This window comes from Pseudomonas sp. PvP001 (assembly GCF_040546375.1).
GTDB lineage: Bacteria > Pseudomonadota > Gammaproteobacteria > Pseudomonadales > Pseudomonadaceae > Aquipseudomonas > Aquipseudomonas coleopterorum.
In genome coordinates this window covers 1,089,808-1,115,185 of sequence record NZ_JBEPNQ010000001.1, presented here as the reverse complement: position 1 = coordinate 1,115,185, position 25,378 = coordinate 1,089,808, and the positions used below count along the sequence as shown (strand labels likewise).

General features: G+C 61.0%; 21 protein-coding genes and 4 pseudogenes. 13 read left to right on the top strand and 12 right to left on the bottom strand.

Features of this window, described 5'->3' with window-relative positions; all coding sequences use genetic code 11:
* Positions 1-65: 65 nt before the first annotated feature.
* Positions 66-1,187 carry a beta-ketoacyl-ACP synthase III gene (locus ABMD26_RS05065; RefSeq protein ID WP_134721567.1) on the top strand — a complete coding sequence of 374 codons (1,122 nt, stop codon included), beginning with the start codon at positions 66-68 and terminating at the stop codon, positions 1,185-1,187.
* Positions 1,188-1,272: 85 nt separating this feature from the next.
* Here ABMD26_RS05065 and ABMD26_RS05060 read toward each other — a convergent pair whose 3' ends face one another.
* Positions 1,273-2,556: a putative porin gene (locus ABMD26_RS05060; RefSeq protein ID WP_049861101.1), complete on the bottom strand. Its 1,284-nt coding sequence runs from the start codon at positions 2,554-2,556 to the stop codon at positions 1,273-1,275.
* A 278-nt stretch (positions 2,557-2,834) separates the two neighbouring features.
* Between ABMD26_RS05060 and ABMD26_RS05055 the strand changes: the two genes are divergently transcribed.
* Complete coding sequence (locus ABMD26_RS05055; RefSeq protein WP_134721566.1) at positions 2,835-3,959, top strand: GNAT family N-acetyltransferase; 1,125 nt, start codon at positions 2,835-2,837, stop codon at positions 3,957-3,959.
* 153 nt (positions 3,960-4,112) lie between these two features.
* Here ABMD26_RS05055 and ABMD26_RS05050 read toward each other — a convergent pair whose 3' ends face one another.
* From ABMD26_RS05050 to ABMD26_RS05040, 3 genes are all read right to left on the bottom strand, one after another.
* Entirely contained in the window at positions 4,113-5,942 is a 1,830-nt protein-coding gene (locus ABMD26_RS05050; protein WP_049861144.1) for an ABC transporter ATP-binding protein, read from the bottom strand.
* A 66-nt stretch (positions 5,943-6,008) separates the two neighbouring features.
* The gene (locus tag ABMD26_RS05045) at positions 6,009-6,572 is read right to left on the bottom strand and encodes a peptidylprolyl isomerase (protein WP_134721565.1); all 564 of its coding nucleotides are present in this window, start codon (positions 6,570-6,572) and stop codon (positions 6,009-6,011) included.
* A gap of 148 nt (positions 6,573-6,720) precedes the next feature.
* On the bottom strand, positions 6,721-7,668 hold the full coding sequence (locus ABMD26_RS05040) for a LysR family transcriptional regulator (protein ID WP_122741644.1): 948 nt from the start codon (positions 7,666-7,668) through the stop codon (positions 6,721-6,723).
* Positions 7,669-7,717: 49 nt separating this feature from the next.
* On the opposite strand from ABMD26_RS05040, the gene ABMD26_RS05035 reads away from it, so the two are divergent.
* Together ABMD26_RS05035 and ABMD26_RS05030 are read left to right on the top strand one after the other, a co-directional pair.
* On the top strand, positions 7,718-8,071 hold the full coding sequence (locus tag ABMD26_RS05035; protein ID WP_134721564.1) for a 3-phosphoglycerate kinase: 354 nt from the start codon (positions 7,718-7,720) through the stop codon (positions 8,069-8,071).
* A 112-nt stretch (positions 8,072-8,183) separates the two neighbouring features.
* A complete protein-coding gene (locus ABMD26_RS05030; protein WP_134721563.1) occupies positions 8,184-9,050 on the top strand; it encodes a carboxylate/amino acid/amine transporter in 867 nt (288 codons plus the stop codon).
* Here ABMD26_RS05030 and ABMD26_RS05025 read toward each other — a convergent pair.
* Positions 9,040-9,363, bottom strand: coding sequence for an addiction module antidote protein (locus ABMD26_RS05025; protein ID WP_049861095.1), 324 nt, complete (start codon positions 9,361-9,363; stop codon positions 9,040-9,042). The two genes, ABMD26_RS05030 and ABMD26_RS05025, sit on opposite strands and share 11 nt — an antisense overlap.
* A gap of 393 nt (positions 9,364-9,756) precedes the next feature.
* Between ABMD26_RS05025 and ABMD26_RS05020 the strand changes: the two genes are divergently transcribed.
* The 4 genes from ABMD26_RS05020 (at position 9,757) to ABMD26_RS05005 (ending at position 15,106) form a co-directional block, all read left to right on the top strand.
* Positions 9,757-10,944, top strand: coding sequence for a sugar transporter (locus ABMD26_RS05020; protein ID WP_354308444.1), 1,188 nt, complete (start codon positions 9,757-9,759; stop codon positions 10,942-10,944).
* A 207-nt stretch (positions 10,945-11,151) separates the two neighbouring features.
* Positions 11,152-11,664 carry a sigma-70 family RNA polymerase sigma factor gene (locus tag ABMD26_RS05015; protein ID WP_354308442.1) on the top strand — a complete coding sequence of 171 codons (513 nt, stop codon included), beginning with the start codon at positions 11,152-11,154 and terminating at the stop codon, positions 11,662-11,664.
* Positions 11,661-12,608 (top strand): FecR domain-containing protein, encoded by a 948-nt coding sequence (locus ABMD26_RS05010; protein ID WP_354311799.1) that lies wholly within the window; start codon positions 11,661-11,663, stop codon positions 12,606-12,608. Before ABMD26_RS05015 ends, ABMD26_RS05010 begins: the two co-directional genes overlap by 4 nt.
* Positions 12,609-12,775: 167 nt before the next feature.
* Entirely contained in the window at positions 12,776-15,106 is a 2,331-nt protein-coding gene (locus tag ABMD26_RS05005) for a TonB-dependent siderophore receptor (protein WP_354311798.1), read from the top strand.
* A 313-nt stretch (positions 15,107-15,419) separates the two neighbouring features.
* Here ABMD26_RS05005 and ABMD26_RS22145 read toward each other — a convergent pair.
* Both ABMD26_RS22145 and ABMD26_RS22140 read right to left on the bottom strand, forming a co-directional pair.
* Positions 15,420-15,956: pseudogene (locus ABMD26_RS22145) on the bottom strand (methyl-accepting chemotaxis protein); the annotation flags it as partial.
* Positions 15,957-16,280: 324 nt separating this feature from the next.
* Positions 16,281-17,363: pseudogene (locus ABMD26_RS22140) on the bottom strand (HAMP domain-containing protein); the annotation flags it as partial.
* Positions 17,364-17,613: 250 nt separating this feature from the next.
* Between ABMD26_RS22140 and ABMD26_RS04995 the strand changes: the two are divergent.
* From ABMD26_RS04995 to ABMD26_RS04985, 3 genes are all read left to right on the top strand, one after another.
* A complete protein-coding gene (locus ABMD26_RS04995; RefSeq protein ID WP_240049974.1) occupies positions 17,614-18,498 on the top strand; it encodes a hypothetical protein in 885 nt (294 codons plus the stop codon).
* A 181-nt stretch (positions 18,499-18,679) separates the two neighbouring features.
* Positions 18,680-19,108: a nuclear transport factor 2 family protein gene (locus tag ABMD26_RS04990; protein ID WP_056843295.1), complete on the top strand. Its 429-nt coding sequence runs from the start codon at positions 18,680-18,682 to the stop codon at positions 19,106-19,108.
* A 176-nt stretch (positions 19,109-19,284) separates the two neighbouring features.
* On the top strand, positions 19,285-19,566 hold the full coding sequence (locus tag ABMD26_RS04985) for a hypothetical protein (protein WP_134721558.1): 282 nt from the start codon (positions 19,285-19,287) through the stop codon (positions 19,564-19,566).
* A gap of 130 nt (positions 19,567-19,696) precedes the next feature.
* Here the strand turns inward: ABMD26_RS04985 and ABMD26_RS04980 are convergent.
* Positions 19,697-19,923 (bottom strand): annotated as a pseudogene (locus ABMD26_RS04980) (mechanosensitive ion channel family protein); the annotation flags it as partial.
* A 221-nt stretch (positions 19,924-20,144) separates the two neighbouring features.
* Between ABMD26_RS04980 and ABMD26_RS04975 the strand changes: the two are divergent.
* Both ABMD26_RS04975 and ABMD26_RS04970 read left to right on the top strand, forming a co-directional pair.
* Positions 20,145-20,564 carry a DUF6088 family protein gene (locus ABMD26_RS04975; RefSeq protein ID WP_090356910.1) on the top strand — a complete coding sequence of 140 codons (420 nt, stop codon included), beginning with the start codon at positions 20,145-20,147 and terminating at the stop codon, positions 20,562-20,564.
* Positions 20,533-21,603 carry a nucleotidyl transferase AbiEii/AbiGii toxin family protein gene (locus tag ABMD26_RS04970; protein ID WP_134721557.1) on the top strand — a complete coding sequence of 357 codons (1,071 nt, stop codon included), beginning with the start codon at positions 20,533-20,535 and terminating at the stop codon, positions 21,601-21,603. Before ABMD26_RS04975 ends, ABMD26_RS04970 begins: the two co-directional genes overlap by 32 nt.
* Positions 21,604-21,642: 39 nt before the next feature.
* On the opposite strand, the gene ABMD26_RS04965 is transcribed toward ABMD26_RS04970, so the two are convergent.
* The 4 genes and pseudogenes from ABMD26_RS04965 to ABMD26_RS04950 form a co-directional block, all read right to left on the bottom strand.
* Positions 21,643-22,311 (bottom strand): 3'-5' exonuclease, encoded by a 669-nt coding sequence (locus ABMD26_RS04965; RefSeq protein WP_134721556.1) that lies wholly within the window; start codon positions 22,309-22,311, stop codon positions 21,643-21,645.
* Between the two features lie 123 nt (positions 22,312-22,434).
* A complete protein-coding gene (locus tag ABMD26_RS04960; RefSeq protein WP_134721555.1) occupies positions 22,435-23,229 on the bottom strand; it encodes an NYN domain-containing protein in 795 nt (264 codons plus the stop codon).
* Positions 23,230-24,003: 774 nt separating this feature from the next.
* A pseudogene (locus ABMD26_RS04955) lies at positions 24,004-24,231 on the bottom strand (mechanosensitive ion channel family protein); the annotation flags it as partial.
* 120 nt (positions 24,232-24,351) lie between these two features.
* The gene (locus ABMD26_RS04950; protein ID WP_240049972.1) at positions 24,352-25,320 is read right to left on the bottom strand and encodes a LysR substrate-binding domain-containing protein; all 969 of its coding nucleotides are present in this window, start codon (positions 25,318-25,320) and stop codon (positions 24,352-24,354) included.
* Positions 25,321-25,378: the final 58 nt, after the last annotated feature.

The following is a 25,378-nucleotide window of genomic DNA, read 5'->3' as shown; positions in this document are numbered from 1 at the left end:
TCTTTCGACTCGGGCTTGCGTGGCATTCATCTGATTGAGTTGCCCCTAACAATAGAGGAACGACCGTGCATAACGTCGTCATCAGCGGCACCGGCCTGTACACACCGGCCCAGAGCATCTCCAACGAGGAGCTGGTCGAGTCTTTCAACACTTATGTAGCCGCCTTCAACCAGGACAACGCTGCGGCCATCGAGCGCGGCGACGTGCAGGCACTGGCCCCCTCCAGCGCGGCCTTCATCGAGAAAGCCAGCGGCATCAAGAGCCGCTTCGTCATGGACAAGGCGGGCATTCTCGATCCGCAGCGGATGAAACCCAACCTGCCCGAGCGCAGCAACGAAGAGCAGTCGATTCTGTGCCAGATGGCCGTGGCTGCCGCGGAGCAGGCGCTGCAACGCGCCGGTCGCACGGCTGCCGACGTCGACGCGGTGATCGTTGCCTGTTCCAACCTGCAACGGCCTTACCCGGCGGTGGCCATCGAGGTGCAACAGGCGCTGGGTATCCAGGGCTTCGGGTTCGACATGAACGTGGCGTGTTCGTCGGCCACCTTCGGTATCCAGCAAGCGAGCAACAGCGTGCAGCTGGGACAGGCGCGGGCGGTGCTGGTGGTGAGCCCGGAGATCTGCACCGGACACCTGAATTTCCGCGACCGCGACAGCCACTTCATCTTCGGCGATGCGGCCACTGCCGTGTTGGTGGAGCGTGCGGACCTGGCCACATCGGCGCACCAATTCGACATTGTCAGCACCCGTCTGCAGACCCAGTTTTCCAACAACATTCGCAACAACTTCGGTTTTCTGAATCGGGTAGAGGCGCTGGGGCCGGGTGGGGAGGACAAACTGTTCGTCCAGGAAGGCCGCAAGGTGTTCAAGGAAGTCTGCCCGATGGTCGCCGAGCTGATCGCCGCCCACCTGGCGCAGAACGACATTGCCGTGCAGGCCGTCAGGCGTTTCTGGCTGCACCAGGCCAACCTGAGCATGAACCACTTGATCGTGAAGAAACTGCTGGGCCGCGATGCCAGCGTCGAGGAGGCGCCGGTGATTCTCGACCGCTATGCCAACACCAGTTCGGCCGGCTCGGTGATCGCCCTACATACCCATCAGGACGACCTGGCAGCGGGTTCGCTCGGCGTGCTGAGCTCGTTCGGTGCAGGCTATTCGATTGGCAGCGTGATTCTGCGCAAGCGCTGATCGACGGCGGCAGTGGCAATGAAAAAGGCGCAACCTGCGATGCACTCGCAGCTTGCGCCTTTTGTCTGAAGCGAGGAGAGCAGGCTTAGAACTTGGCTTCCAGGTCCAGCTGCAGGGTGTTCACGTCGGCATCGGTACGGGTACGGCTGGCGACGTCGGATTCGGCCAGGAAGTAGGTGGCACCGACGGCGAAGTTCTTGTCGATCTCGTAGCCCAGCTTGACCTTGTGGCCGCGCGAGCCGGTGAAACCGTTGGCGAAGTCGGAGTCGGTGAACGCGCCCACCACGGCATTGCGTTGCACGTCGCGGTAGTTGTAGTCCAGGCCGAAGCCGGCGAACTTGGTCTTGAAACCGGTCAGCCAGGCAGTGTCCTGCTTGCCGACGGTGGCGGTGGCTTCGGCATCGCCGTTGACCACGTACTGGCCATAGATCGACAGCGGCAGGGGCAGGCCGGTGATGTCCAGCTGACCGAAGCCTTCGTACAGGGTGAATTCGGTCGAGGCGTTGCCGTTGACAGCCAGTACGGCAGCGGCGTTGGTGGCGTTGTCGTTGTCGTAGGAGTAGACGCTGCCGCCCAGGGTCATCTTGACGTTATCGCCCAGCGCGAAGCGCGCGCCGGCCTGGCCGGTGTACATGCGCAGGTCATGTTCGAACTGGCGACCTTCACCGTCGATGTTGTCGGTCAGCACGTAGTAGCCGGTGCTGCCGAACAGTTCGGCGCCGCCCAGTGGCAGCTTGTAGGTGGCGGCCACACCCTCGGGGTTGATGTCGCCGTCCCAGATCACGTCGCCCATGCTGACCCAGGGCTGGCTCATCTTGCCGCCGATCAGGTGCAGGTCCTTGACGGCCGTTGGGTGCCAGTCCAGGTAGGCCTGATCGAGCCAGATGGATTTCTTGCTGAAGGCGCCATCCAGGCTCTGGTTGGTGGAGCGGGCATCGGCGCTGCTGCCGGTAGCGACGCGGATACCGGCATCGACCTGCGGGTTGATCTCGCTGTAGACGCCCAGACGTGCGCGGATGCGCTGGCGGTCCTGGTTGCGATCGCCGCTGGAACCATCACGTTCGCCGTCGACGTTGATGCTTTCATGACGCAGGCGCACGTCGCCCTTGATCTGGGTCTTCGCGGCCCAGGCGACTTTCTGGTCGAATGCGCTCATCTTCTTCGACTGTTCGGCGGCAGCCACTTGTTGGGCCTGTTTCTCACTGTCCAGCTCGGTCTTCAATTCGGCGTATTGCGCAGCGTTGATCGAACCGTTGGCGCGCAGCATGTCGAGCAGCTTGGCATCGACCGCAGCACTGGCCTGGCTGCTGATGGCCATCAGAACGGTGGCGCTCAGGCTGACCTTGGTGAGTGTTGAAACACGACGCATGACATTCTCCCTATCGCAAAAAAAGGCCGGCAAGCGCCGAACCTGAAAGTGCTTTCGGACACGCCTGGCAGATGGCGTGGCAGACCCCGAAAAACTGGCGCAAGTATTGCGAGGGGTGATGACAAAACAATGTCAGAACAATGGCTTAGTGATGACATTGAAAAGACGGTATGCATTGATCCAGAGCGTTCGCCGAGTGATGGCACCGTATTGGCGGGTGACCGCAGGCAGAGGCTGCGCGATACTGCTCGGCACGTCTCATCCTTTGGAGCCTACCGATGCCGTTGCATGTTGCTGCCAGCTTGTCCGCCATCGACGCCGCGCAATGGGACGCGCTGTTGCCTGAATCCCAACCGTTCCTGCGCCATGGCTTTCTCAGCTCGCTGGAAGACAGTGGCAGCCTGGGCGAGCGCTCCGGTTGGGCGCCGGAGCACTTGGTGCTGATCGAGGAAGGGCAGCTGGTGGCGGCCTTGCCCAGCTACCGTAAATGGCATTCGTATGGGGAGTATGTGTTCGATCACGGCTGGGCCGACGCCTGCGAGCGTGCCGGTATCGACTACTATCCCAAGCTGCTGGGGGCGGTGCCGTTCAGTCCGGTCAGCGGCCCACGCCTGTTGATGCGTCGTCCCGAGCATGGCGTCGAGTTGCTGCGCAGTGTACCGGGGTACCTGGAGCTGGAAGGGCTCAGTGGTGCGCATGTCAATTTCACCGATCCTGACTTCGATGCGCTGATCGGCGCCGAGGAAGGCTGGATGGAACGGCTGGGTTGCCAGTATCACTGGCATAACCGTGGCTATCGGGATTTCGAGGATTTTCTCGATGCGCTCAGCTCGCGCAAGCGCAAGCAGATGCGCAAGGAACGCGAACAGGTAAGGGCGCAAGGTATCGAGTTCGAATGGCGCGAGGGCGGGCAGGTCAGCGAGGCCGAATGGGATTTCGTCTATGCCTGCTATGCCAATACCTACCACGTGCGTGGACGCTCTCCCTATCTGACTCGTGACTTCTTCAGTCTGCTGGCCGAGCGCATGCCCGAGGCGATCCGCGTGGTGTTGGCGACCCATGAACGCCGGCCCGTGGCGATGGCCTTCAGTCTGCTGGGAGGCGACAGCTTCTATGGTCGTTATTGGGGATGCCTGGCCGAGTATGACCGGCTGCACTTCGAGACCTGTTTCTATCAGGGCATGGACTATGCGATTGCCCACGGTATCCAGCGTTTCGATGCCGGGGCGCAAGGCGAGCACAAGTTGATCCGTGGGTTCGAGCCGGTGATCACGCGGTCATGGCACTACCTGCGGCACCCGGGACTGCGGGCTGCGGTGGAGAGTTTTCTGCAGGAGGAGCGGGTGGGGGTGCTGAGGTACGCGGAGCAAGCGCGGGAAGCGTTGCCGTATCGACAGGCCTGAGTCATTCATTACTAGGTGCCTGACTGTAGGAGCGGCCAGTGGCCGCGAAGGGAGCGCTACGGTGTGTCAGGCGAGCCGCGGTGACGTCTTCGCGGCCGATGACCGCTCCTACAGGGGGCTCCCATGGCCCCGTGAGCCATGGGAGCGCCAGGATCAATCCATCCCGACGAAACCGCCGGTCTGATGGTGCCAGAGGCGTGCATACAGGCCCTGCTGTGCCAGGAGTTCGGTATGGCTGCCGATCTCGACCACCTTGCCTTTCTGCAACACCACCAGGCGATCCATCTTGGCGATGGTCGACAGGCGGTGGGCGATCGCGATCACGGTCTTGCCCTTCATCAGGGTTTCCAGGCTTTCCTGAATCGCCGCCTCGACTTCGGAGTCGAGCGCCGAAGTCGCTTCGTCCATGATCAGGATCGGTGCGTTCTTCAGCAGCACGCGGGCGATGGAGATGCGCTGGCGCTGACCACCGGACAGCTTCACGCCGCGCTCGCCGACATGGGCATCGAAACCGCGACGACCTTCACTGTCGGACAACAACGGCAGGAAATCATCGGCCCGCGCCTTGCGCACCGCTTCCCAGACCTGCTCCTCGGTGGCATTGGGCTTGCCGTAGCGCAGGTTGTCGAGAATGGAGCGGTGCAGCAGCGAAGTGTCCTGGGTGATCAGGCCAATCTGCTCGCGCAGGCTTTCCTGGGTCACGTCGGCAATGTCCTGGCCATCGATCAGAATGCGCCCGCTGGGCAAGTCGTACAGACGCAGCAGCAGGTTGACCAGCGTCGACTTGCCTGCACCCGAAGGTCCGATCAACCCGATCTTCTCGCCCGGACGAATATCCAGGGTCAGGCCCTCGATGATGCTGTCGCCCTTGGGGTAGTGGAAGTGCACGTCTTCGAAACGCACGTTGCCGCGGTCGACCTTGAGCCGTGGCGCGCCCTTCTTGTCGGTCACGCTGACCGGTTGGGCGATGGTCTGCAGGCCGTCCTGCACCATGCCGATGTTTTCGAAGATGCCGTTGACCACCCACATGATCCAGCCGGACATGTTGACGATACGGATCACCAGACCCGTTGCCAGAGCGATTGCCCCCACGGAAATCAGCGATTGCGTCCATAGCCACAGGGCCAGGCCCGTAGTGCCGACGATCAACAGACCGTTGATGGTGGTGATGGCGAAATCCATGGCCGTGATCACCCGGCTGGCCAGCTGGGTTTTCTCGGTCTGTTCACTGATGGCGTCACGGGCGTATTGCTGCTCCATGCTGGTGTGGGCGAACAGCTTGAGCGTGGCGATGTTGGAGTAGCCGTCGACGATGCGCCCCATCAACTTCGAGCGGGCGTCGGAGGACACCACCGAGCGTTCCTTGACCCGCGGAACGAAGTAGTACAGCGAAATCACGTAGGCGATGATCCACAAGATCAGCGGAATCATCAGGCGCCAATCGGCCTCGGCGAACAGCACCAGGGCACTGATCGCATAGATGAGCACATGCCACAGCGCATCGACCGCGGCCACCGCCGAGTCGCGCAGGGAGTTGCCGGTCTGCATGATGCGCTGGGCGATGCGTCCGGCAAAGTCGCTGTGGAAGAAGTTCATGCTCTGCTTGAGCACGTAGTTGTGGTTCTGCCAGCGGATCAGGCTGGTCATGCCAGGGCTGATCGCCTGGTGCACCAGCAGGTCATGCAGGCCGATGAAGATGGGCCTCAGGACCAGCGCAACCACCATCATCCAGGTCAGCTCCAGCGCGTTGTCACTGAAGAAGTGCACGTTGGGCGTGCCCTGGGCCATGTCGATGATGCGACTGAGGTAGCGAAACAGCGCGACCTCGATCAGCGCACCGATCAGGCCGACCACCAGCAAAGTGGCGAAGCTGGGCCAGACCTGCTTGAGGTAGTAGATGTAGAAGGCCAGGACCTTGTTGGGAGGCGTTTCCGTAGGCGCTTCGCGGAAGATATCGATCCATTGTTCGAAGCGGCGATAAATGCTCAAGCGTGCTCTCCTGTGCGGGTTGACGGTCCTGGCTGAGACATGGCCGGCAGGACGCGCGGCTTAGTCCACGCGTTTCGCCGATTTGATCATGATCGGATCACTGGGCACGTTCTGCATGCCGCTTTTGGTGGTCGTCGGCGTGTTGGCGATGTTGTCGACCACTTCCATGCCTTTCACCACCTTGCCGAAGACCGCGTAGCCAAAATCGCGACCACCATGGTCGAGGAAATCGTTGTCCTTCTGATTGATGAAGAACTGGCTGGTGGCCGAGTCCTTTACTTGAGTGCGCGCCATCGCGAGGGTTCCCCGCACGTTGTGCAAACCATTGTCGGCCTCGTTCTTGATCGGGGCCTGGGTGGGCTTTTCACGCATGTTGGCGTCGAAGCCGCCGCCTTGCACCATGAAGCCTGGAATCGTGCGGTGGAAAATGGTGTTGTTGTAGTGACCTTTGTCGACGTAGGCGAGGAAGTTGGCGGTGCTGATCGGCGCCTTGACCGCGTCCAGTTCGACTTCGATTGCGCCCATGCTGGTGTCGAGCAACACATGGGGGTGCTGGGCGTCGGCAGCCATCAGGTGGCCCGCGAAGGAGAGGGAGCAGGCGGCCAGGAGGATTTTTTTCAGCATCGGTACGAGGTCCTTGAGGGGGAGAGGCATAGGCTTTGAGCCGCAAGCGGCGCAAGCGTTCGGGGCAATGTAGCAAGCGTGCCGCCAAAGGGCGGCCCAGGCGAGCGGGGATGTAACAAATGAATGTTACTTAATGTTCGCAAGACGGTCAGTCGTCATGCCCCATGAGGGCATTGGCCTGTTCAAGAGCCGGAATCGGCACGTCCAGGGGCGCGGTGTCGAAGGTGCGCAGCAATTCGACGAGAATTTGTGTGGCCGGACCCAAGGGCTTGTCCCGGTTCGAATACAGATAGAAGGTTGGGTGCCGACTGCCACCTTGCTCAAGCGGCAAGGCAGCGAGTGTGCCCTCGCGCAGTTCGCGTTCGATCATGTGCCGCGGCAACCAGGCGAAGCCCAGGCCGCTGCCGACGAAACTGGTCGCCGTGGCCAGGCTGCCGACCGTCCAGCGCTGCTCAGCGCCCAGCCAGCCCACGTCACGCGGTTGCTGGCGGCCCGAATCGCGGATCACCACCTGCATGTGGCCGTGCAGATCCTGCACGCTGAGCGCGCGACCCATGCCCAGCAACGCGTGCTCGGGGTGGGCCACGGCGATGAATTCGATGGCGCTCAGTTCGGTGCCCAGGTAGCCCGGTATGCCGTAGCCGCTGATCGCCAGGTCGGCGACGCCTTCCTGCAGCACTTCCTCGACCCCCGACAGCACTTCTTCGCGCAGCCGTACGCGACAGCCGCGGCTCTGCGGCATGAACGCGGTAAGGGCGCGGATCAGCCGTGCATTGGGATAGGCTGCGTCGACCACCAGGCGCACTTCGGCTTCCCAGCCCTGCTCCATGTGGTGGGCGAGGTCTTCCAGCTGGCTGGCCTGGTTGACCAGTTGGCGGGACCTGCGCAACAGCACCGCGCCGGCATCGGTGAGCACCGCCCTGCGGCCGTCGATGCGCAACAGCGGCACGCCGAGCTGGTCCTGCATGCGCGCTACGGTGTAGCTGATCGACGACTGCGAACGGTGCAGGGCTTCGGCAGCCTGGGCGAAGCCGCCGTGGTCGACCACGGCCTGCAGGGTTCGCCATTGCTCAAGGGTGACGCGGGGCGCTTTCATCTTCGACTCCTGGTGTCCTAAGCTGGCAGCCCGCCACGGAGACTGCTCGATGATCAAATGCTGCGTTGTAGTGCTGGCCCTGCTGCCAGGTGTGTGTTTCGCCTACCCCATCGACGTGCAGAAGCAGCTCGACGACACCGACATTCTGGTCACGGCCCATGACACGGCTCCCGACATGGCCGCCGTGACCCTGCAGAACTACGGAGCCCGCGCGGCGCAGTGCAGTGTGCGCTTTCGCAATGGCCCCGAGCCGGTGCGGACCCGGCGGGTCAGCGTCGCCGCAGGGGCGTCGACCGACGCGGTAGCCAGCTTCAAGCGCAGCATTCTCAGGTTGCGAATCGAGGTGCAATGCCAGCCGAGCGTGTACCCACCCGCACAGATGCGACACAGGGTAGAGCAATGATCGGCCAAGACAACTCATTTGATGAATCACGGTAGCGATCCAAGGCTGGCTTCACTGGCCTGATCCGGTCCAGATGCGCTAAGGTCCGCGCCTCGCCAATTCGGGACGCACCATGCAATACCTTCTGATCGTCACCCTCATCCAGGCTTTCTCTTTCAGCTTGATCGGCGAATACCTCGCTGGCCACGTCGACAGCTATTTTGCCGTGCTAGCCCGGGTGCTGCTCGCCGGGCTGGTGTTCCTGCCGCTGACGCGCTGGCGTCAGGTTGAACCGCGCTTCCTGCGCGCCATGCTGCTGATCGGTGCGCTGCAGTTCGGCATCACCTACGTCTGTCTGTACCTGAGCTTTCGGGTCTTGAGCGTGCCGGAGGTGCTGCTCTTCACCATCCTGACGCCAGTGCACGTGACGCTGATCGAGGACGCGTTGAACCGTCGCTTCAACCGCTGGGCGCTGGTGGCGGCGCTGGTCGCGGTAGCAGGGGCCGCAGTGATTCGTTTCGACCGCGTCAGCCCGGACTTCTTCATCGGTTTCCTGTTGCTGCAGCTGGCCAACTTCACCTATGCGGCCGGGCAGGTGCTGTACAAGCATCTGCTGGCACGCCATCCCAGCGACCAGCCACAGTATCGACGCTTCGGCTACTTCTACGTTGGCGCCTTGCTGGTGGTGCTGCCGGCCTTTCTGCTGTTCGGCAACTCCCATAACCTGCCACAGACGCCTGTGCAATGGAGCGTGCTGGCGTTCCTGGGACTGGTGTCGACGGCGCTCGGCATGTATTGGTGGAACAAGGGCGCCAGCCGCGTGCCAGGCGCCACGCTGGCGGTGATGAACAATCTCCACGTGCCGGTCGGCCTGCTGCTCAACCTGCTGATCTGGAATCAGGACGAGCCCTTGGGGCGACTGTTCCTCGGCGGTGGGGTGATCTTGTTCTCGGTCTGGTTGAGTCGGTTGGGTGTGCGCGCCCAGATCGCTAGCCGATAGTGGGGGCAGGGCGGGAAGGTGATGCAAGCAGCCCTGCATGCAGCGAGATACCCAGTGCACGCGTCACCTTCAGTATCGTCGCGAAGCTCGGATTGCCGTCCTCCGAAAGAGCCTTGTACAGACTTTCCCGACCCAGCCCGGTGTCCCTTGCCACCTGGGCGATGCCCTTGGCGCGCGCAATGTTGCCCAGCGCCTTGGCAATGAATGCCGCGTCATCACCCGCTTCGGCCATGCAAGCATCGAAGTACATGATCATGTCTTGATCGGTTTTGAGATGTTCGGCGCTATCCCATTCCCGTAGCTTGATTTTCATCGTTCCTGTTCCTGAAGTTGTTGTGCCATGCGCTTGGCGGTAGCAATGTCGGAGGACTGTGTCGATTACATCTTTAGTTGCGATCATCATCAGCATAGATCCGTATCCCATAGGATACAAATTTTCTTGATCGCTGGTTCCGAGGACAAGCCCGAAACTGTGTACCGACGTTTCCAGGTATCGTCTTCTACTTTATGGGCCGGGTGGGCGACCGCATTGTGCCTACCGTATGCGGGGCGTAGAATCCGCCGCATCTGGCGTCGCCCCTCAAACTCATAACAATCATTCATTGCATGCTCCGCTTGGCTTGAGGGTCAGGCGGCTACACGTATGCGTGGTGTTTGTTAAGGCGCGACCGTTCCTACTATTTTTGAGAGTCGCTGAAGCCATCCAATGAATACGCCTTCGAATACACCCACAGGCAGCTGGTCCAGCGTGATTGCGTTGGCGCTGGCGGCTTTCATCTTCAATACCACGGAGTTCGCGCCGGTCGGGTTGTTGACCTCGATCGGTCTGAGCTTTGCGATGCCGACGGCGCAGGTGGGGCTGATGTTGACGGTGTATGCCTGGGTGGTGTCGCTGATGTCGCTGCCGATCATGCTGCTCACGCGCAACATCGAGCGGCGTCGATTGCTGATCGGGGTGTTCATCCTGTTCGTGGCCAGCCATGCGGTGTCCAGCGTCGCCTGGAGCTATGGCGTGCTGCTGGCCAGCCGTATCGGCATCGCTTTCGCGCACGCCTTGTTCTGGTCGATCACGGCATCGCTGGCGGTGCGGCTGGCGCCACCGGGCAAGCACACTCAGGCCCTGGGCCTGCTGGCCACCGGTACGTGCCTGGCCATGGTGCTGGGCGTGCCGCTGGGGCGGGTGGTCGGTGAAGCGCTGGGCTGGCGCACCACATTCGTGGGAATCGGCGTGGTGGCCACGCTAGTGGCGCTGTGGCTGGCGAAAAGCCTGCCGGCGCTGCCCAGCCAGAATTCAGGTTCGCTGCGCAGCCTGCCCATGCTGCTCAAGCGGCCGGTGCTGGTGGCGTTGTATGTGACGACTGCGCTGGTGATTACCGCTCAGTACACCGCTTACAGCTACATCGAACCCTTCGTGCAGGCTGCGGCGCGCATGAGCGGGGAAATGACCACGACGCTGCTGTTGCTGTTCGGCGGTGCCGGGGTGATCGGCTCGCTGGTGTTCAGCCGCTACAGCGGTCGCTATCCGCGTGGTTTCATGGTGGCGTCGATCGCGTTGCTGGCCCTCTGCCTGATGCTGTTGCTGCCGTTGGCGCGCTACGCCACCTATCTGGGTGGGGTGAGTGTGGTCTGGGGCATTTCGATCATGTGCTTCAGCCTGGCGATGCAGTCCAAGGTCCTGGAGCTGGCCCCGGATGCCACGGACGTGGCCATGGCGCTGCATTCGGGGATCTACAACGTCGGTATCGGCGGTGGAGCGTTGCTGGGCAGTGTGGTGATCACCCAGGTGGGCGTGGCCAACATCGGCATCGTCGGCGCGCTGATGGCGGGGGCAGGCTTGCTGTTGTGTTGGCACACGACCTATCGGCGGGTTCAGTCAGCGCCTGCCTCGGGTTGATCGGTCTGCAATACCGCGTCGATCGCTGACGCGGCTGAGGCAACGCCGTCCCTGTAGCAGCGGCGCAAGCCGCGTCGGCGGCGCACGCGGTTTGTCTGGCTGAGCGCATTGCGGCTGAATGCAGCATCGAGGGCGTAACTAACGGTTCCGCTGCAAACCCTTTTTAAAATACAATCGATCTCATTTACATCTGACAGGGTGCCGATGATGGTCGAGCCGGCGAGGGTGGACGCTCGGGCGTTCGAGACGCTCTATCGCGACAATCGCAGCTGGCTGGAGCAATGGCTCAGCCGGCGCCTGGGCAGTACGTGGGATGCGGCGGACCTGAGCCAGGATACGTTCATCCGGGTGCTGGCCAGTTCCCAGTCGGTGGCCGAGTTGCAGGAGCCGCGTGCTTACCTCAAGACGGTCGGCAAACGGCTGCTGATCAATTTCTACCGTCGGCGCAGTCTGGAACAGGCCTATCTCGACGCGCTCGCCACCTTGCCCGCCGATGTCGCACCTGCGCCGGAACAGCGCTGGCAGGTGCTGGAAACCCTGCACGCCCTGGACCAATTGCTCGATGGCTTACCGGCCAAGGTTCGCCGGGCCTTTCTGCTCAGCCAGCTCGAAGGGTTGGGCTACCGAGAAATCGCCGAGCGCTTGAAGGTCACCGAGCGCAGCGTCAAGCGCTACATGGCCCAGGCCTACGAACATTGCCTGCTGGCCGAACTGTGCTGAATGCCGAGCCGAGTGACGAAGCACGCCAAGCTGCCCGCTCGGCTGCCCGCTGGTGGGTGTGCATGGAGTCTGGCGCCGTCACGGAACAGGACCTCACCCGGCTGCAACGCTGGCGCCAAGCCAGTGAGGCGAATGAGTCCGCCTGGCGCCGGGTAGCGGCGCTCAGGGGCCGCTTCCAAGTTCTGCCGCCGGCGCTGGCAATGGCCAGCCTCGATCGTCCCGGCCACGGCCGCCGCGACCTGCTCAAGGGGTTGTTGGGGCTGGCCGTGGCCGCGCCGGCCGCCTGGTGGGTTATACGTGAGCTGCCCATCGATGCCTGGCGCGCCGACGTGGCCACCGCCACCGGCGAGCGACGCCAATTGACCTTGGCCGATGGCGCCGTGTTGCACATCAATACCGCCACTGCGGTCGATATCGACCCTGGCCAACGGCAACTCACGCTGCTGCGCGGGGAGATTCGGTTGCGTCTGGCCAATGCCATGCCGTTCGACATCCATACGCCGCTTGGCAGCGTGAGGCTGGACCAGGGTGAAATCAATGTGCGCCAGGACGACGGCCTCTGTCGGCTGTCGGTACTCACCGGGCAGGCCGATGTGCGGCCTACCGGTTTTGCGCCGCTCACCTTGCGCGCGGGCCAGCACGTTCAGTTGTCCGGCACCGGTCCAGGTCCGATCGAGCGCTTCGACCCTCGCCAGCCTGGCTGGCGCGAGGGCGTGATCGTTGCGTTGGACCAGCCTCTTGGGGATTTTCTGCGCGATCTGGATCGCTATCGTCCCGGCATCCTGCGCTGGCAGCCGGAGCTGGAAGCGCTGCGCGTCACGGGCAGTTTTCGTCTGGAAGATCCGGATCAGGTGCTGAACCTGCTGGCTGTCAGTCTGCCGCTGCGGGTCCAGTGGCGCACACGCTATTGGGCCACGCTGGTGCCACAGGAAAAACCTGCCTAGCGCCTGTCCCCTTTTTCGCGCTCGCTTGTCATGGAGAGGTAAGCACACTCAAAGAGCCTTCAGCCATGCCCCCACGGCCCCCTCGTTCGTTTCTCCGTTACAGCCGCACATCTTCGGCGCACTACGCGCGGGCCTTGCCCCTCAGCCTGCTGCTCGGCATTGCACCCATGCCCATGCAGATGGCGTTTGCCGACGACACGGCGCGTGTCTACAACGTACCCCGGGGCGAACTCGCCGCCTCGTTGACCCGCTTTGCCAGCCAGGCGGGCGTCAGCCTGTCGGTGGCGCCTGCCTTGGTCAACGGTCGGCAGAGCGCCGGTCTGGTCGGCGAGTACAGCGTGGAGGGCGGCTTCGCTCAACTGCTGGCCGGCAGCGGTCTGCGCCTGCAAGCGGTGGGAGAGGATGCCTATACGCTCGTGGCTGCGCCCTTGGGTGCCGACGTGCTGGAGATCACGCCCACCACCGTGACCGGTGCCGCACAAGGCAGCGTGACGGAGCAGCCCTATGCCGGTGGGCAGGTCGCACGCAGTGGCGCTCAAGGTTTGCTCGGCGCACGTGACTTCATGGACACGCCATTCAGCATGACCAGCTACACCAGCGAGACCGCGCGAAATCAGCAGGCCCGCACCCTGGGCGATCTGGTGGCCAGCGACCCGGCAGTGCGTACCACCAACCCGGCCGGCGGGCGTTTCGAGCAGTTCACCATCCGCGGCTTCAGCCTGTTCAACAGCGATGTGTCGTACAACGGGCTATACGGGATACTGCCCACGTACTCCATCGACATGGAGATGGCCGAGCGGGTGGATATCCTCCGTGGGCCCAGCCAGTTGATCAACGGTATCTCACCTCGGGGCAGCGTCGGCGGCGGTATCAACGTGGTGCCCAAGCGCGCCACCGACACGCCGATCAACGAGTTCACCGCCAGCTATGCCTCCGACAGCCAGGCCGGTGGCGCCGTGGACATCGGCCGACGCTTTGGCCAGGACAACCAGTTTGGCCTGCGCCTGAACGCGGTGAAACAGGCGGGCGACACTACCTGGGACAAGCAGAGCGTGGACCGGGAAATGGCCGTGATCGGCCTGGATTTCCGCGGCGAACGCCTGCGGCTGTCTACCGATGTTGGGCATACCGAGCGTGATACCGATGCGCCCCAGGAGCGCGTTCAGGTCGGCGCCAATGCCCGCGTGCCCGGTGCCAACCATGTGCGCGACAACTATGCGCAGGGCTGGAGCAAGGCGCGTACCCAGGACACGTTCGGGGCGTTCAATGGTGAGTATGATCTGAGCGATTCGCTGATGCTGTACGGCAGCGTCGGCGCTCGGGAGAGTAATCATGATTTCCTTCGGCACAACGTGTCCGTCATCAATGATGCCGGCGATTTCGACGTGCTGCCCCGCGACTTCACCCGCGATGAAAGCGTACGCACGGCCACGCTGGGCGCGCGCAAGTGGCTGCAGACCGGCCCGGTCAGCCACGAGCTGAACCTGGCTGTCAGTCATTTCTACATGGACTTCACCAACGGCGGCGCGCGCTACGCCAGGGGGCGCAGCAATCTCTACGCGCCGGTTGCCACGGCGACGCCGTCCAATGCCACCCGTCAGGACCCCAAGGTCTATACCGAGAACCGGTTCGACGGCGTGGCCCTGTCCGACACTCTTGGCTTCTTCGACGATCGGCTGCTGTTGACCCTCGGTGGGCGCTGGCAGCGGGTCAAGGTGGATGACTGGAGCGATGGAGTGAAAGGCGATACGGCTTACGACGAGGAAAAGTTTTCACCGTCTGCGGGCGTGCTCTACAAGCTCACCGACGAGCTGTCGTTGTATGCGAACTATCTGGAAGGTCTAAGCCAAGGCAAGATTGCGCCTTCCACGTCGATCAACGAAGACGAGATATTCCCGCCTTTCATCAGCCGGCAGGTCGAGGTAGGTGCGAAGTACGACCTCGGCAGCCTGGCCATCACCGCCGCGGCGTTTCGCATCAAGCAGCCGGCGTACGAAACCAACGCGCTCACCCGCACCTTCGGCCCCAATGGCAAGCGCGAGAACAATGGCGTGGAATTGAGTGTGTTCGGCGAACCGCTGACGGGCGTGCGACTGCTGGGCGGGGTGATGTACATCGACAGCGAGTTGACGGGCACCGGCGCAGGGGCCTTCGATGGCAACCGCGCACCGGCCACGCCCGAGCTCAATGTCAATTTGGGGGCGGAGTGGGACGTTCCAGCATTGCCCGGGCTGACCCTCACCGGGCGCGGTATCTATTCCAGCTCGCAATACCTGGATCAGGCCAACAGCAAGGAAATCGACAGTTGGGAGCGCTTCGATGTGGGTGCCCGGTATGCGTTCAAGGTGCAGGGTAAGGCGGTTACCCTGCGCGCCAATGTCGAGAACGTACTGGACAAACGCTACTGGGCCTCGGCCGGCGCCTCCGACGACAGCGAACCTGGTTTGACCCTCGCTACCCCGCGAACCTATCTGGTTTCTGCCACGGTCGGCTTCTGACTGTCCGTGGGATCGGCCATCTGTGAGAGTAGCCATCTGTGGAGGCAGGCATCTGTGGGAGCGGGCTCTGCCCGCGAAAAGAGCACCGCGGTGTGTCAAGCGTACCGCGGTAAGGCCTTCGCGGGCAGAGCCCGCTCCCACAGTGGAGCGGTGATCGCCTGCCCCATTGCGCAGTGCTGCTAACCTGTGGAGCACCAACAAATTGTGGGAGCGGTGCTAGCCTGCCCCATTGCGCGGTGCTGCTAACCTGTTGAGCACCAAAAAACTGTGGGAGCGGGCTCTGCCCGCGAAGAAGGCGCCGCGGATTTCGGCGTCACACCTTGAAGCGCCCGACCAGGCCGCGCAGGTTCGCGGAAATGTCCGTCAGACGCCCCGATCCCGACTGCGCCGTGTGCGCATACTCCTCGACCAACTGAGCATCGGCATGTATCTGCGCGATGTGCCGATTGATCTCTTCGGCCACCTGATGCTGCTCTTCGGCGGCCGTGGCGATCTGGTTGTTCTGGTCGCGTATCGAGTCGACCGACGTGCGTATCTTGTCGAAGCTGTCCCGCGCCGACTGAATGCATTCGACGCTGTCCTGGGACACCTGGAGGCTGCCCTGCATCTGCTGGGTGATCACCTCGGTGCGGCGGGCAAGGTTGCCTAGCAGCCCATCGATCTCGCCGGTCGAGTCGGCCGTACGCCGAGCCAGCGCCCGTACCTCATCGGCGACCACCGCAAAACCTCGCCCTTGATCACCGGCCCGAGCCGCTTCGATGGCCGCATTCAGGGCTAGCAGGTTGGTCTGCTCGGCGATCGAACGAATGGTGTCCAGAATGCTGTTGATGTTCTTGCTGTCCTGCTGCAGCAGCTGCATGGTTTCGGTCGATTGCTGCAGCTCGGAACTCAGCCTGAGCACGCTGGTGGTCGCCTCGCCGATACGCTGCTGGCCGTCATGGACTTGCTGATAACCATTGTCCGCGCTGGTGGCCGCCTGCCCGCAGGAGCGGGCCACTTCGTTGGCGGTGGCGACCATTTCGTTGAACGCGGTGCTGACCAGTTCCACCGCTTCGCGCTGGCGACCGGCGACTTCGTCCATGTTGCGAGCCACCTCCTGGGTGTCGGCAGCGGCCACCTGCAGATCGGAAGACGCGGTCCCGATGCGTTGCACCAATTGAGCGATCATCCCCACGAACTGGTTGAACCAGCCGGCCAGCGCCGCCGTTTCATCCTTGCTCTGGACCTTGAGCTGACGCGTCAGGTCGCCTTCGCCCTCGGCGATCTCCTGCAGACCGTTGGCGACGCCACGGATCGGACGCACGATGACACCGGCGAAGCTGGCGCCAACCAAGGCGAACACCACGGCCAGCACTGCCGCGATGGCCGCGATCAGCCAGGTCAGGTTCGAAGCCTGGGCCATCACTTCCTCTCGCTCGATCAGGCCGATGAACCGCCAACCCAGCCCGGCCGAGCTGACGATGTTGGCCATGTAGACCTTGCCGTCGATCTCGATCTGAGTCGAGCCATCGCCATGCCTGGCCAACTCGGCGTAGTTGCCGCCCAGGTCGGCCAGCGGTTTGAAATTGTGCTTCGCATCGCTGGCATCCACCAGCACGTTGCCGTTGGCTTCGATCAGCATCAGGTAGCCGCTGTTGCCCAGCTTGATGTTCTTCACCAGTTCGGTCATCTGCTTGAGCGACACATCCAGGCCGACCACGCCGACCACCTGGCCTGCGGCGTCGGTGACACTGCGCACCGTGCCGATCAACGACACATCGTCCGCTGCCCAATAGTAGGCGTCGGTGCGCACCGTGGTTCCCGGAGCGGCCATCGCAGCCTTGTACCAGGGCCGTTGGCGCGGGTCGTAATTGGCGATCTTGGGGTCATCGGGCCAGCTGGCGTAACCACCGTCGCTCAAGCCCAGCGACAGGTAAGCCGTGCTCGGATGGGTCTTGGCGAAGCCATCGAAGATGTCCAGCAGGCGCCGATTGCTCTCGGTCAAAGGCACCTGCGCTGCATCGGCGCCCGTGTAGTTCTTCAGATCCCTGGCAGCGACGATACGAGGATCCTTGGCGATGTACTCGACGTTCTGGCTGATGCCGTCGAAGAACTGTTTGATGCCATTGTCGATCTGCCGGATCTCACGGCCGCTGCTGTCGACGAAGTCGGCCCTGGCCGCTTCGCGCAGGTTGAAGACGACGAGCGCGGCCACCACGATGACCGGGAGGCAGGCGATGACCGCAAAGCCCCAGGTGAGTTTTTGCTTGATGTTCATGGACTATTCCGCTGGTGTTGTAAGTGTTGGTCGGCAGAAAAAGACAAGACGTGCAGCGTGAGCTCTAGGCATATTCTTTTGAGTGTCTTCTAACTATCGGCGACGAACGGCGAATCTGAATGAGGCCCATCGGCGACCGGACAGACGGAGGGGAGGAGTATCGAAAAGAGTGAGGGACGAGCGTTGTTCGGCGGTACTTTCCCAACCGTTCAGAGTCTACAGAGCGACCTTCCTCACAGAGCCTTCGCGCATGCCCACCGTACCTCGCCTTCCTCTGCTCGCCGCTGCGCTGGCAGCGGTCATGCAACCCTGCCTGGCTGCGCCGCGCAGCGTGCCTTCCATCGAAACCGAAGATGCCGCATTGGGCAGTGTCGAGATCGGCGAGGCCTCCGGTCGCTTTCACCCGCAGCTGAGCATCGATGCCCGCAATGGTGATTTCGCGCGAGGCAACTACGACGATGACGCCGCCAGCCTCGATCGGATTCCGTTGCATGTCCAGGCCGGCTTCGCCTTGGACCTGCACCAGGCCGCCGACGGCAGCGCCGATGCCTGGCTGGTGTTCAGCACCAGCAACGGTTTCCACAGCGCGTCGAGCGACGAAACGGTGAGCCCGCGCCGCTGGTACGAGAGCAACAACCTGCTCGGTCTGGTGGTTTCGCCCAGCGAGGGGCTGCGACTGGGCTTCGTCTATACCGTCAAGACCAGCCCGAACGATGTCGCCGCCACCACCCAGGAGGCAAGTTTCACCTTGGCCTACCAGGCTGACTCCGGGTTTGGCGCGTGGCGACCGGGACTGGCCGTCACCAGCCGCACTCAGGGTGACAGCGGCCTCTACACCCAAGGCACGCTGGAGCCCGGCATGGACTTGAGCGATGCAGGCTTGCGCCTGAGTTTCCCCAGTGCCGTCGGGGTTGGCTGGAACGGTTTCTACGGTCCCGATTCAGGTGATCGCCTGTATGCCCGTACCGGACTGGCGCTCGAGCAACCCTTCCAATGGAGCGAAACCCGCTGGAGCGCGCGCGCCGAGGCCTTGGCCATCTACCGCGACGGCACCCTGCGCGAACTCAGCGGCCCGGACGGAGAGACCGACAGCGTCGTGCCTCAGGTGACCCTGAGTCTGTCCATGGCGTATTAACTAGCACCTATGGGAGCGGGGCGGGTGGCGAGCCTGCTTTAAATGCCCGCCCATATTTACAAACAGTTGCAATTGCGCGCGATCGGCAGGCAGAATCCTGGGCGTTGTACGATGACAGACAAGAATAGTCATCTACGATTTTTCCCAATGTGTCCTACAACTACAACAAAAGGATCTATGCATGAAAAAGCTGACATTGCTGGTAGGTTTTCTGTGCCTCTTCACGGGTTATGTAGCGGCTGCGGTTCCCGACGAAACTGACGTCGCCGCTGCCGTGGATAAACTGACGCAAGCTATGTGGCACAAGGATATTGCGCAACTCAATGCACTCACGGCCGAGAACCTGACCTACGGGCATTCGAGTGGCAACATTCAGGACAAAAAAGCATTCATCGCCGACATCGAAACCGGTAAAAGCGCCTTCAACGAGCTGAAGATGCTCAATCAGAAGATCACCCTGTCCGGGGATGTCGCTCTGGTACGCAATCATTTTTCTGCCCAGGCCGTGAACAGCGGAAAAGTAGTGCCCACTGAGATCGAAAACTTTCAGATCTGGCAGAAACAGAAGGGCGAATGGCTATTGATCGGCCGTCAGGCCTTCCGCTTCTAGCATTTGATTCCAAGCGCTTGGCAGTTCTGTCCTGGAGCTGTCACCGGCCGGTGCCCTCGAATCGCCGGCTTGGCGGACGCGCTGCACTAAGACACACCTTGACTTAAGAATCCTCACTTCGGCCAAAACGGGCAAAGGTATGATCTCGCGCACCCCCATCCCTTGCAGAGGTTTCCATGTCGTCCAGACTGATCGCTTACCCGGCCGTGGTCGCGTTGACCGTACTTCTTGCCGGCTGCGACGCGGCCGAGAATGCCGCGAACAAAGTCATCGAAACGTCCAAGACACAACTGGTCGAAGCCGCGCGCGACACCTTCAGCGAATCCGCCAAGCAGATCAACGAGACGATCGACAAGGCACAGCAAAGCGCCAAGCCCTGGATGACGGACGGTGACAAGGAAGCCGAGACCCAGCATTCGGCTGCGGAGCGGGAGGAGAAGGCGAAGTCGAAGGGGTGAGTCTGGTTCGTTTCCACCGAGGCTGCGGCATCCCGTAGGAGCGGTCATCGGCCGCGAAGGGCGCACCGCGTAGTGCCTAGTACATCGCAGCGCCTGGTTCGCGGCCACGGACCGCTCCTACGGGGGGCTTTCAGTGCGGGCCAGTCACCGCCACCAACCCGCCGCGCAAATCCGCGCCGCTGGGCTTCTGGTACACGCTCAACCCGAACTCCGGCAGCACGGCCAGCAGGTAATCGAAGATATCCCCTGAATCCGTTCGTACTCGGCCCAGGCCGTGGTGCGGGTGAAGCAGTAGATTTCCAGCGGTACGCCTTCAGCGGTGGCTTCCATCTGCCGGACCATGCAGGTCATGTTCGGCTGATAGGGGGCGTATCGGAGTTATCCAAGCATCATGCAGCCACCTAGCTTGATAACGACGGGAAGCGACTAGCAAGCGCTTACGCCTCCCTTGATGCGCAGCAAATATCGTGCGTAGATGCGCAGGTTTTGTCGTGTGAACAGCCTTGTCCTATTGGTCATATCTGAAAATGGGGGGTATAGTGACCTCAAGGTAGACAGGTTGTCTTAGGAGGTGATCTATGAAACTCGAAGACCGCATGAGCCGTTCAATCAAGCAACGCGCAAGCTTGGTCGTGTTGCGCTCAGAGTTTTCTAACATGGGCAGCGATTCGCAGGTCGGCCGGGTGCTGGCCCGGTTTGTGGCGAACGGTTTGCTCGTACGTGTTAGCAAAGGTGCATTTGCGAAAGCCCGTATCAACCAATATACGGGGCAGCCAACACCGGCTGGCACGCTGGAAATGATCGCTGCTGAGCTGTTCAAGAAGCTCAACATTTCGATTGCACCCAGCACCCTTGTTGCCGAGTACAACAGCGGCAAGTCGACCCAGATTCCGATGGGGACGGTGGTCAACACTGGAGGGCGACGTATCACTCGTAAAGTGACTGTAGGGAACAACACTTTAGTCTATGAAAACGCTCTCAGAACAGCAGCGGGTTAGCATTGTAGATGCGTCTACGGCCGGTATTTTAAAAAACATGCCGGCTGCTGTCGCAGAGAAAGATCAGCACATCACTGATGCTCTTCATGCGCTTTCGCAAATCCATATCGTTCATAGCGCCAATCAGGTCAATCGGAAAAGAGGTGATTCCCAGCCACAGTCAATCGATGTCGCAACGCGAATGGTGTTTGCGGGCGGTACCTGTTTGTCGAAGGCCTACGGCCTTATCGAGAGGATGTCCGAGGACATCGACATAAAGATAGTGTTGGAATCACCACCAGAAGGCTATGCGTTCCCGAATACACTGGGTGAGCGTGGCCGACTGAAGGCGCTGCACAAGGCGGTGGAAGATGCCCTGACGGGGCTTGGATTCCAGTTCGTTGTTCAAGTGGACAAGGACAATCCCATCCGCAGAGACGGCAGCCGCTATTACTGCCTGTTGGTGTCTTACGAAGCTCATTTTCAAGACACGGCGGGAACCTTGCGCCCGCAGCTGAAGGTTGAGCTCATTTGCCGCCCCCCGATGATCCCTTCGGAAATGCAAAGTCTGGGGTATATGCTGGAAGTGCTGAGCGGGAGCGCAAACCCTTTTGTGTTCTCCATGAACTGCATCACCGTGGCAGAAACCCTGGCGGAAAAAGTACTCTCGCTGCTGCGTCGCTGCGCATGGAATTGGGATGGTCACCAGAGCGGGGATTTCGATACCGCTCTGGTTCGTCATGTTTACGACGTGTGGTGTATCGCAACAAATCACTCCGAGGCGCTAGAGCCTGCCGCACGAGTATTTTCCTCATCCGTAAACAAGGATGTGCTTGAGTTCGGTGGGCAGCACCCTGAGTTCGCTGCGGATCCGTTCGGAGTCTTGCGACGTACCCTTAAGGTCGCCGAGACCCATGAGTGCTTGAAGGCCAATTTTGAACAACGGCTCAAGCCTTTGCTGTACGCGTCTGAGCGACCTGAATACGAAACTTGCTTCGCAACCTTTACCGATGTTGCTCGGTATCTGTTGGATCACGACGCAGCAGACGGCGATGCGTGACGGCATAGCAGTATTCTGAGTGACCTATAGAAGGGGCCTCTAGGGAAGCCGGTCGGCGTTCGGCAGTGGTGTTTCAGGAAACGCCAAACGCCCCAGCATATGGATTGCCAGGTTTGCCAAGTTGAGAGCGTCATCGATGCCACGGTGGTAGGTGCCCTCCCATTCAAGCCCGAGCATCTCCACCGCAGGCTGCAGGCCAAGCGCTTTGCAGTTGAAGACCTTCCAGTGCCATTTCTTGAGATTGGTGTGAAGCATTCCGTCTAGCATCGGCTTGCAGTTCAGGTGTAGGGCATCCTGCTGAAGCTGTTTGTAGTCGTAATCGCCCCACGAACACCAAGCTGAGTTCGGATAGGCTTCTAGAAATGCGTCCAGCATGCGGGCAGTCCTGACATAACCAGGGGCGGTATCCACGTCGGTCTGCTTGATCGTTGTCAGTCTGCGGCAGAAGTCGGTCAATACCGGGTGTCGGGTAGGCCGGACAAAGCTCTGAAATTGGTCGACCAACTGGAGTGATGACAGGTCGACCACCGCTAGGCCGATCTCAATGGTTTCCATCTCATCCCGTTGCACCTTCAGCTGACGGGCGGGTTCTCCGGGCTTGGTGTCCTCATCGCAAGTAGCCTCAAGATCGATGCACAGAAGGTACTGGTAAGGGCGTAACAGCTCCCCCAAGGCTCCCAAATGCTGCGGTTTGCGAACAGGTTCCATGGTCAGCTCTAATTCTCGATCGGTTAATCACACCTTGAAATGTCTTTTGCCCGCCCAGTCCTCCACTGTAATCGCAGAGCGTTTCGAAAGTAGCGATAGGGGGGGGGACGCAGGACGAACTCATCATTTGCTCTGCTGTTTGTGCCGCGCGTACATGGCAGCGCTGCCACCCGTTGTGCCGCGTGCCTGAATTTCAAAAGCGTGCGGGTAGCCCTTGATGAGGTCGCTCAGCTTCTTGTAGCCGTGGGTGCGAGAATCAAATTCTGGACGTAGCTTCGTGATGTTTGCGCCCAGCGCACCCAAGTGTGCCCAACCCTCTTCGTCGGCGATATCGTCCAGGATCTTCGCGATGAACCCAACCGGCGCCTTCGGCTTCTTAGGCTTCTCCACAGCATCAGGTTTGACAGCGTCTGCAGGCAGGCTCAGGTCGGGACTTGGTTCTTCGTTAGCGGGCGTCGGGCTGTCCTCGCGAAGCAACTCGATGTAGACGAACTTGTCGCACGCGGCTACGAATGGCTTGGGTGTTTTCTCTTCCCCAAAGCCATACACCGTGAGTCCTTCTTCGCGTAGGCGGGAGGCAAGACGAGTGAAGTCGCTATCGCTGGACACCAGGCAAAATCCATCAAAACGTCGGGTATACAGCAAGTCCATCGCATCAATGATCAGCGAGCTGTCCGTCGCGTTTTTCCCTTTGGTATAGGCGAACTGCTGGATTGGCTGAATCGAATGATCAAGAAGGACTTTCTTCCAGCCACCAAGCTGTGGGCCAGTCCAGTCGCCGTAGATGCGTTTGACGCTGGCTACACCATACTTGGCGATCTCTTCGAAGAGACCCTCCACGATTGCTGCTGGGGCGTTATCAGCGTCGATTAAAACAGCGAGGCGCTTTTGAGCATTGGGGGCGATGTGAGTGGCCATGGATCATCCTTGAATGAAAGCATCACCTTACCATTGCATGTGCGATGACACAGGGTCATCCCGGTACAAAGGTGGCGGACGTCCTCGCGTCGTTGTGAACTAATAACCCTTGAAGAGCAGGTACCAATAGGCTGAAACCACGCAACATTTCGCCCGCCTTTCTGACGGCGTGGGGCTCTCAGCGCGTCAGGTCCTGATGCTTTCTTCCGGTACTACGTGTGAGAAGGCGGGCACTCATTCGAGGCATGCTCTAACCAGAAGTCATGGAGCGCTTGGCGGGCCCTCGAGATATCCAGAATTCACATCGGCGATCAAGCTGTCACGAATGATGCCCTTAAGCCTGAGGTGGGGAGAGCTTTTCTTGGCGGCGTTGTACTTGGTGCAATTGATCTGTTCAGCGCTCAGCTGGCCACGCGTGGAAACAGGCACCTCTGCTGGACCTTCTGGCTTCGCTGAAAGCGGTGGAAGGCGATTCGGAGACTGCGCTGCTGTGGCCTGCTCAGTATCTAGGCCCGATAGCGAAGGCGACGGGTTAGGCCTGAGGCTGTCGTCTTCAGGCGTTTGTCAGAAACGTCTGATTCCTCAATGGATGAGCATGGCTCAATGTGGGAGGTGTCTTCTTCGCGGGCAGAGTGCTCGCCGTCCGCCCCTTTTCCACATAAGGCACTGGCATCCCGTAGGAGCGGTCATCGGCCGCGAAGGGCGCACTGCGTAGTGCCTAGTACACCGCAGCGCCTGGTTCGCGGCCACGGACCGCTCCTACGGGGGGGGCTTTCAATGCGGGCCAGTCACCGCCACCAACCCACCGCGCAAATCTGCGCCGCTGGGCTTCTGGTACACGCTCAACCCGAACTCCGGCAGGACGGCCAGCAGGTAGTCGAAGATATCCCCCTGAATCCGCTCGTACTCGGCCCAGGCCGTGGTGCGGGTGAAGCAGTAGATTTCCAGGGGTACCCCTTCGGCGGTGGCTTCCATCTGCCGGACCATGCAGGTCATGTTCGGCTGATAGGGGGCGTATCGGAGTTATTCAAGCATGATGCAGCCACCTAGCTTGATAACGACGGGAAGCGACTAGCAAGCGCTTACGCCTCCCTTGATGCGCAGCAAATATGGCTTCGAGTATCAATTTCGTTGAACTCGCTGCGCCACGTCGCAAAGCCAGCGGCGTAACAGCTGGGCTGCCTCACCCAACACCACATCTTTGGCCTGCACCAAATAGTAGCCCTTGCCCGTCTTTAGGACAGAGTCAAATACAGGTACGAGAAAACCCCGTTGTACATCTTCCTCAACCAACCAAGGGCTGGTGAGCACTAGACCTTGATCGCGGCGTGCCGCGTCGATTGCCAGCTCCGACTGATCGAACCTGAGGCTGCTGGAGAAGCTATCCGGGAACATGCCGACCGATGACAGCCATTGAGACCAGTGAGCATGAGAGGTCGTATAGAGCAGGGTTGCTCCCGGTAAGGAATCGAGGCTATGCAACCGGAGCCGTTCGCGGTAAGCCGGGCTGCTATAGACCCTTACCTCGTCTGGCAAAAGCAGTTCTGCTTTGACGTCCCCGCCATATCCATCGAAATGCCGTACCGCCAGGTCGAAGGTACCGTCATTGAAATTCACGGTATCGCTGGACGCGCTCAGGTGCAGTTGAACCTCTGGGTAACGCTCCGTAAACAATGGCATCCGCTTCGCGAACCAGGAGTTGGCAAACGCCGGCGGCATGCTTAACCGTACCTGCCTGTCTCTAAGACCTCGAACCGCGAGATTGGCGGTTTCCAACTGGCGCAGAGCCGGCTTAACTTGCTCCCAATAGCTCAGAGCTTCAGCCGTTGGCTCCAGCCTGCGCACGCTGCGTACAAACAAAGACGTTCCTAACCAATCTTCCAGCTTGCGAATCTGTTGCCCAACCGCTCCCGGCGTGACGAACAGCTGGCTTGCAGCAAGGGTGACGCTGCCGGTGCGCATGACTGCGTCAAAGCAAGCGATGGCCCTAAGGGGCGTATCCGCTCTCATGGCGTAGTTTTTCTCTTCTATAGACCGAAAACACATGATTTGTAGCGGCTTGTAAACCTTCCCACAATCGAATTTCGCCACAGCGCATAACCAATCTCGATTTTCAACGGAACAGCCAATGCCGATAGTCCAGGTAAGG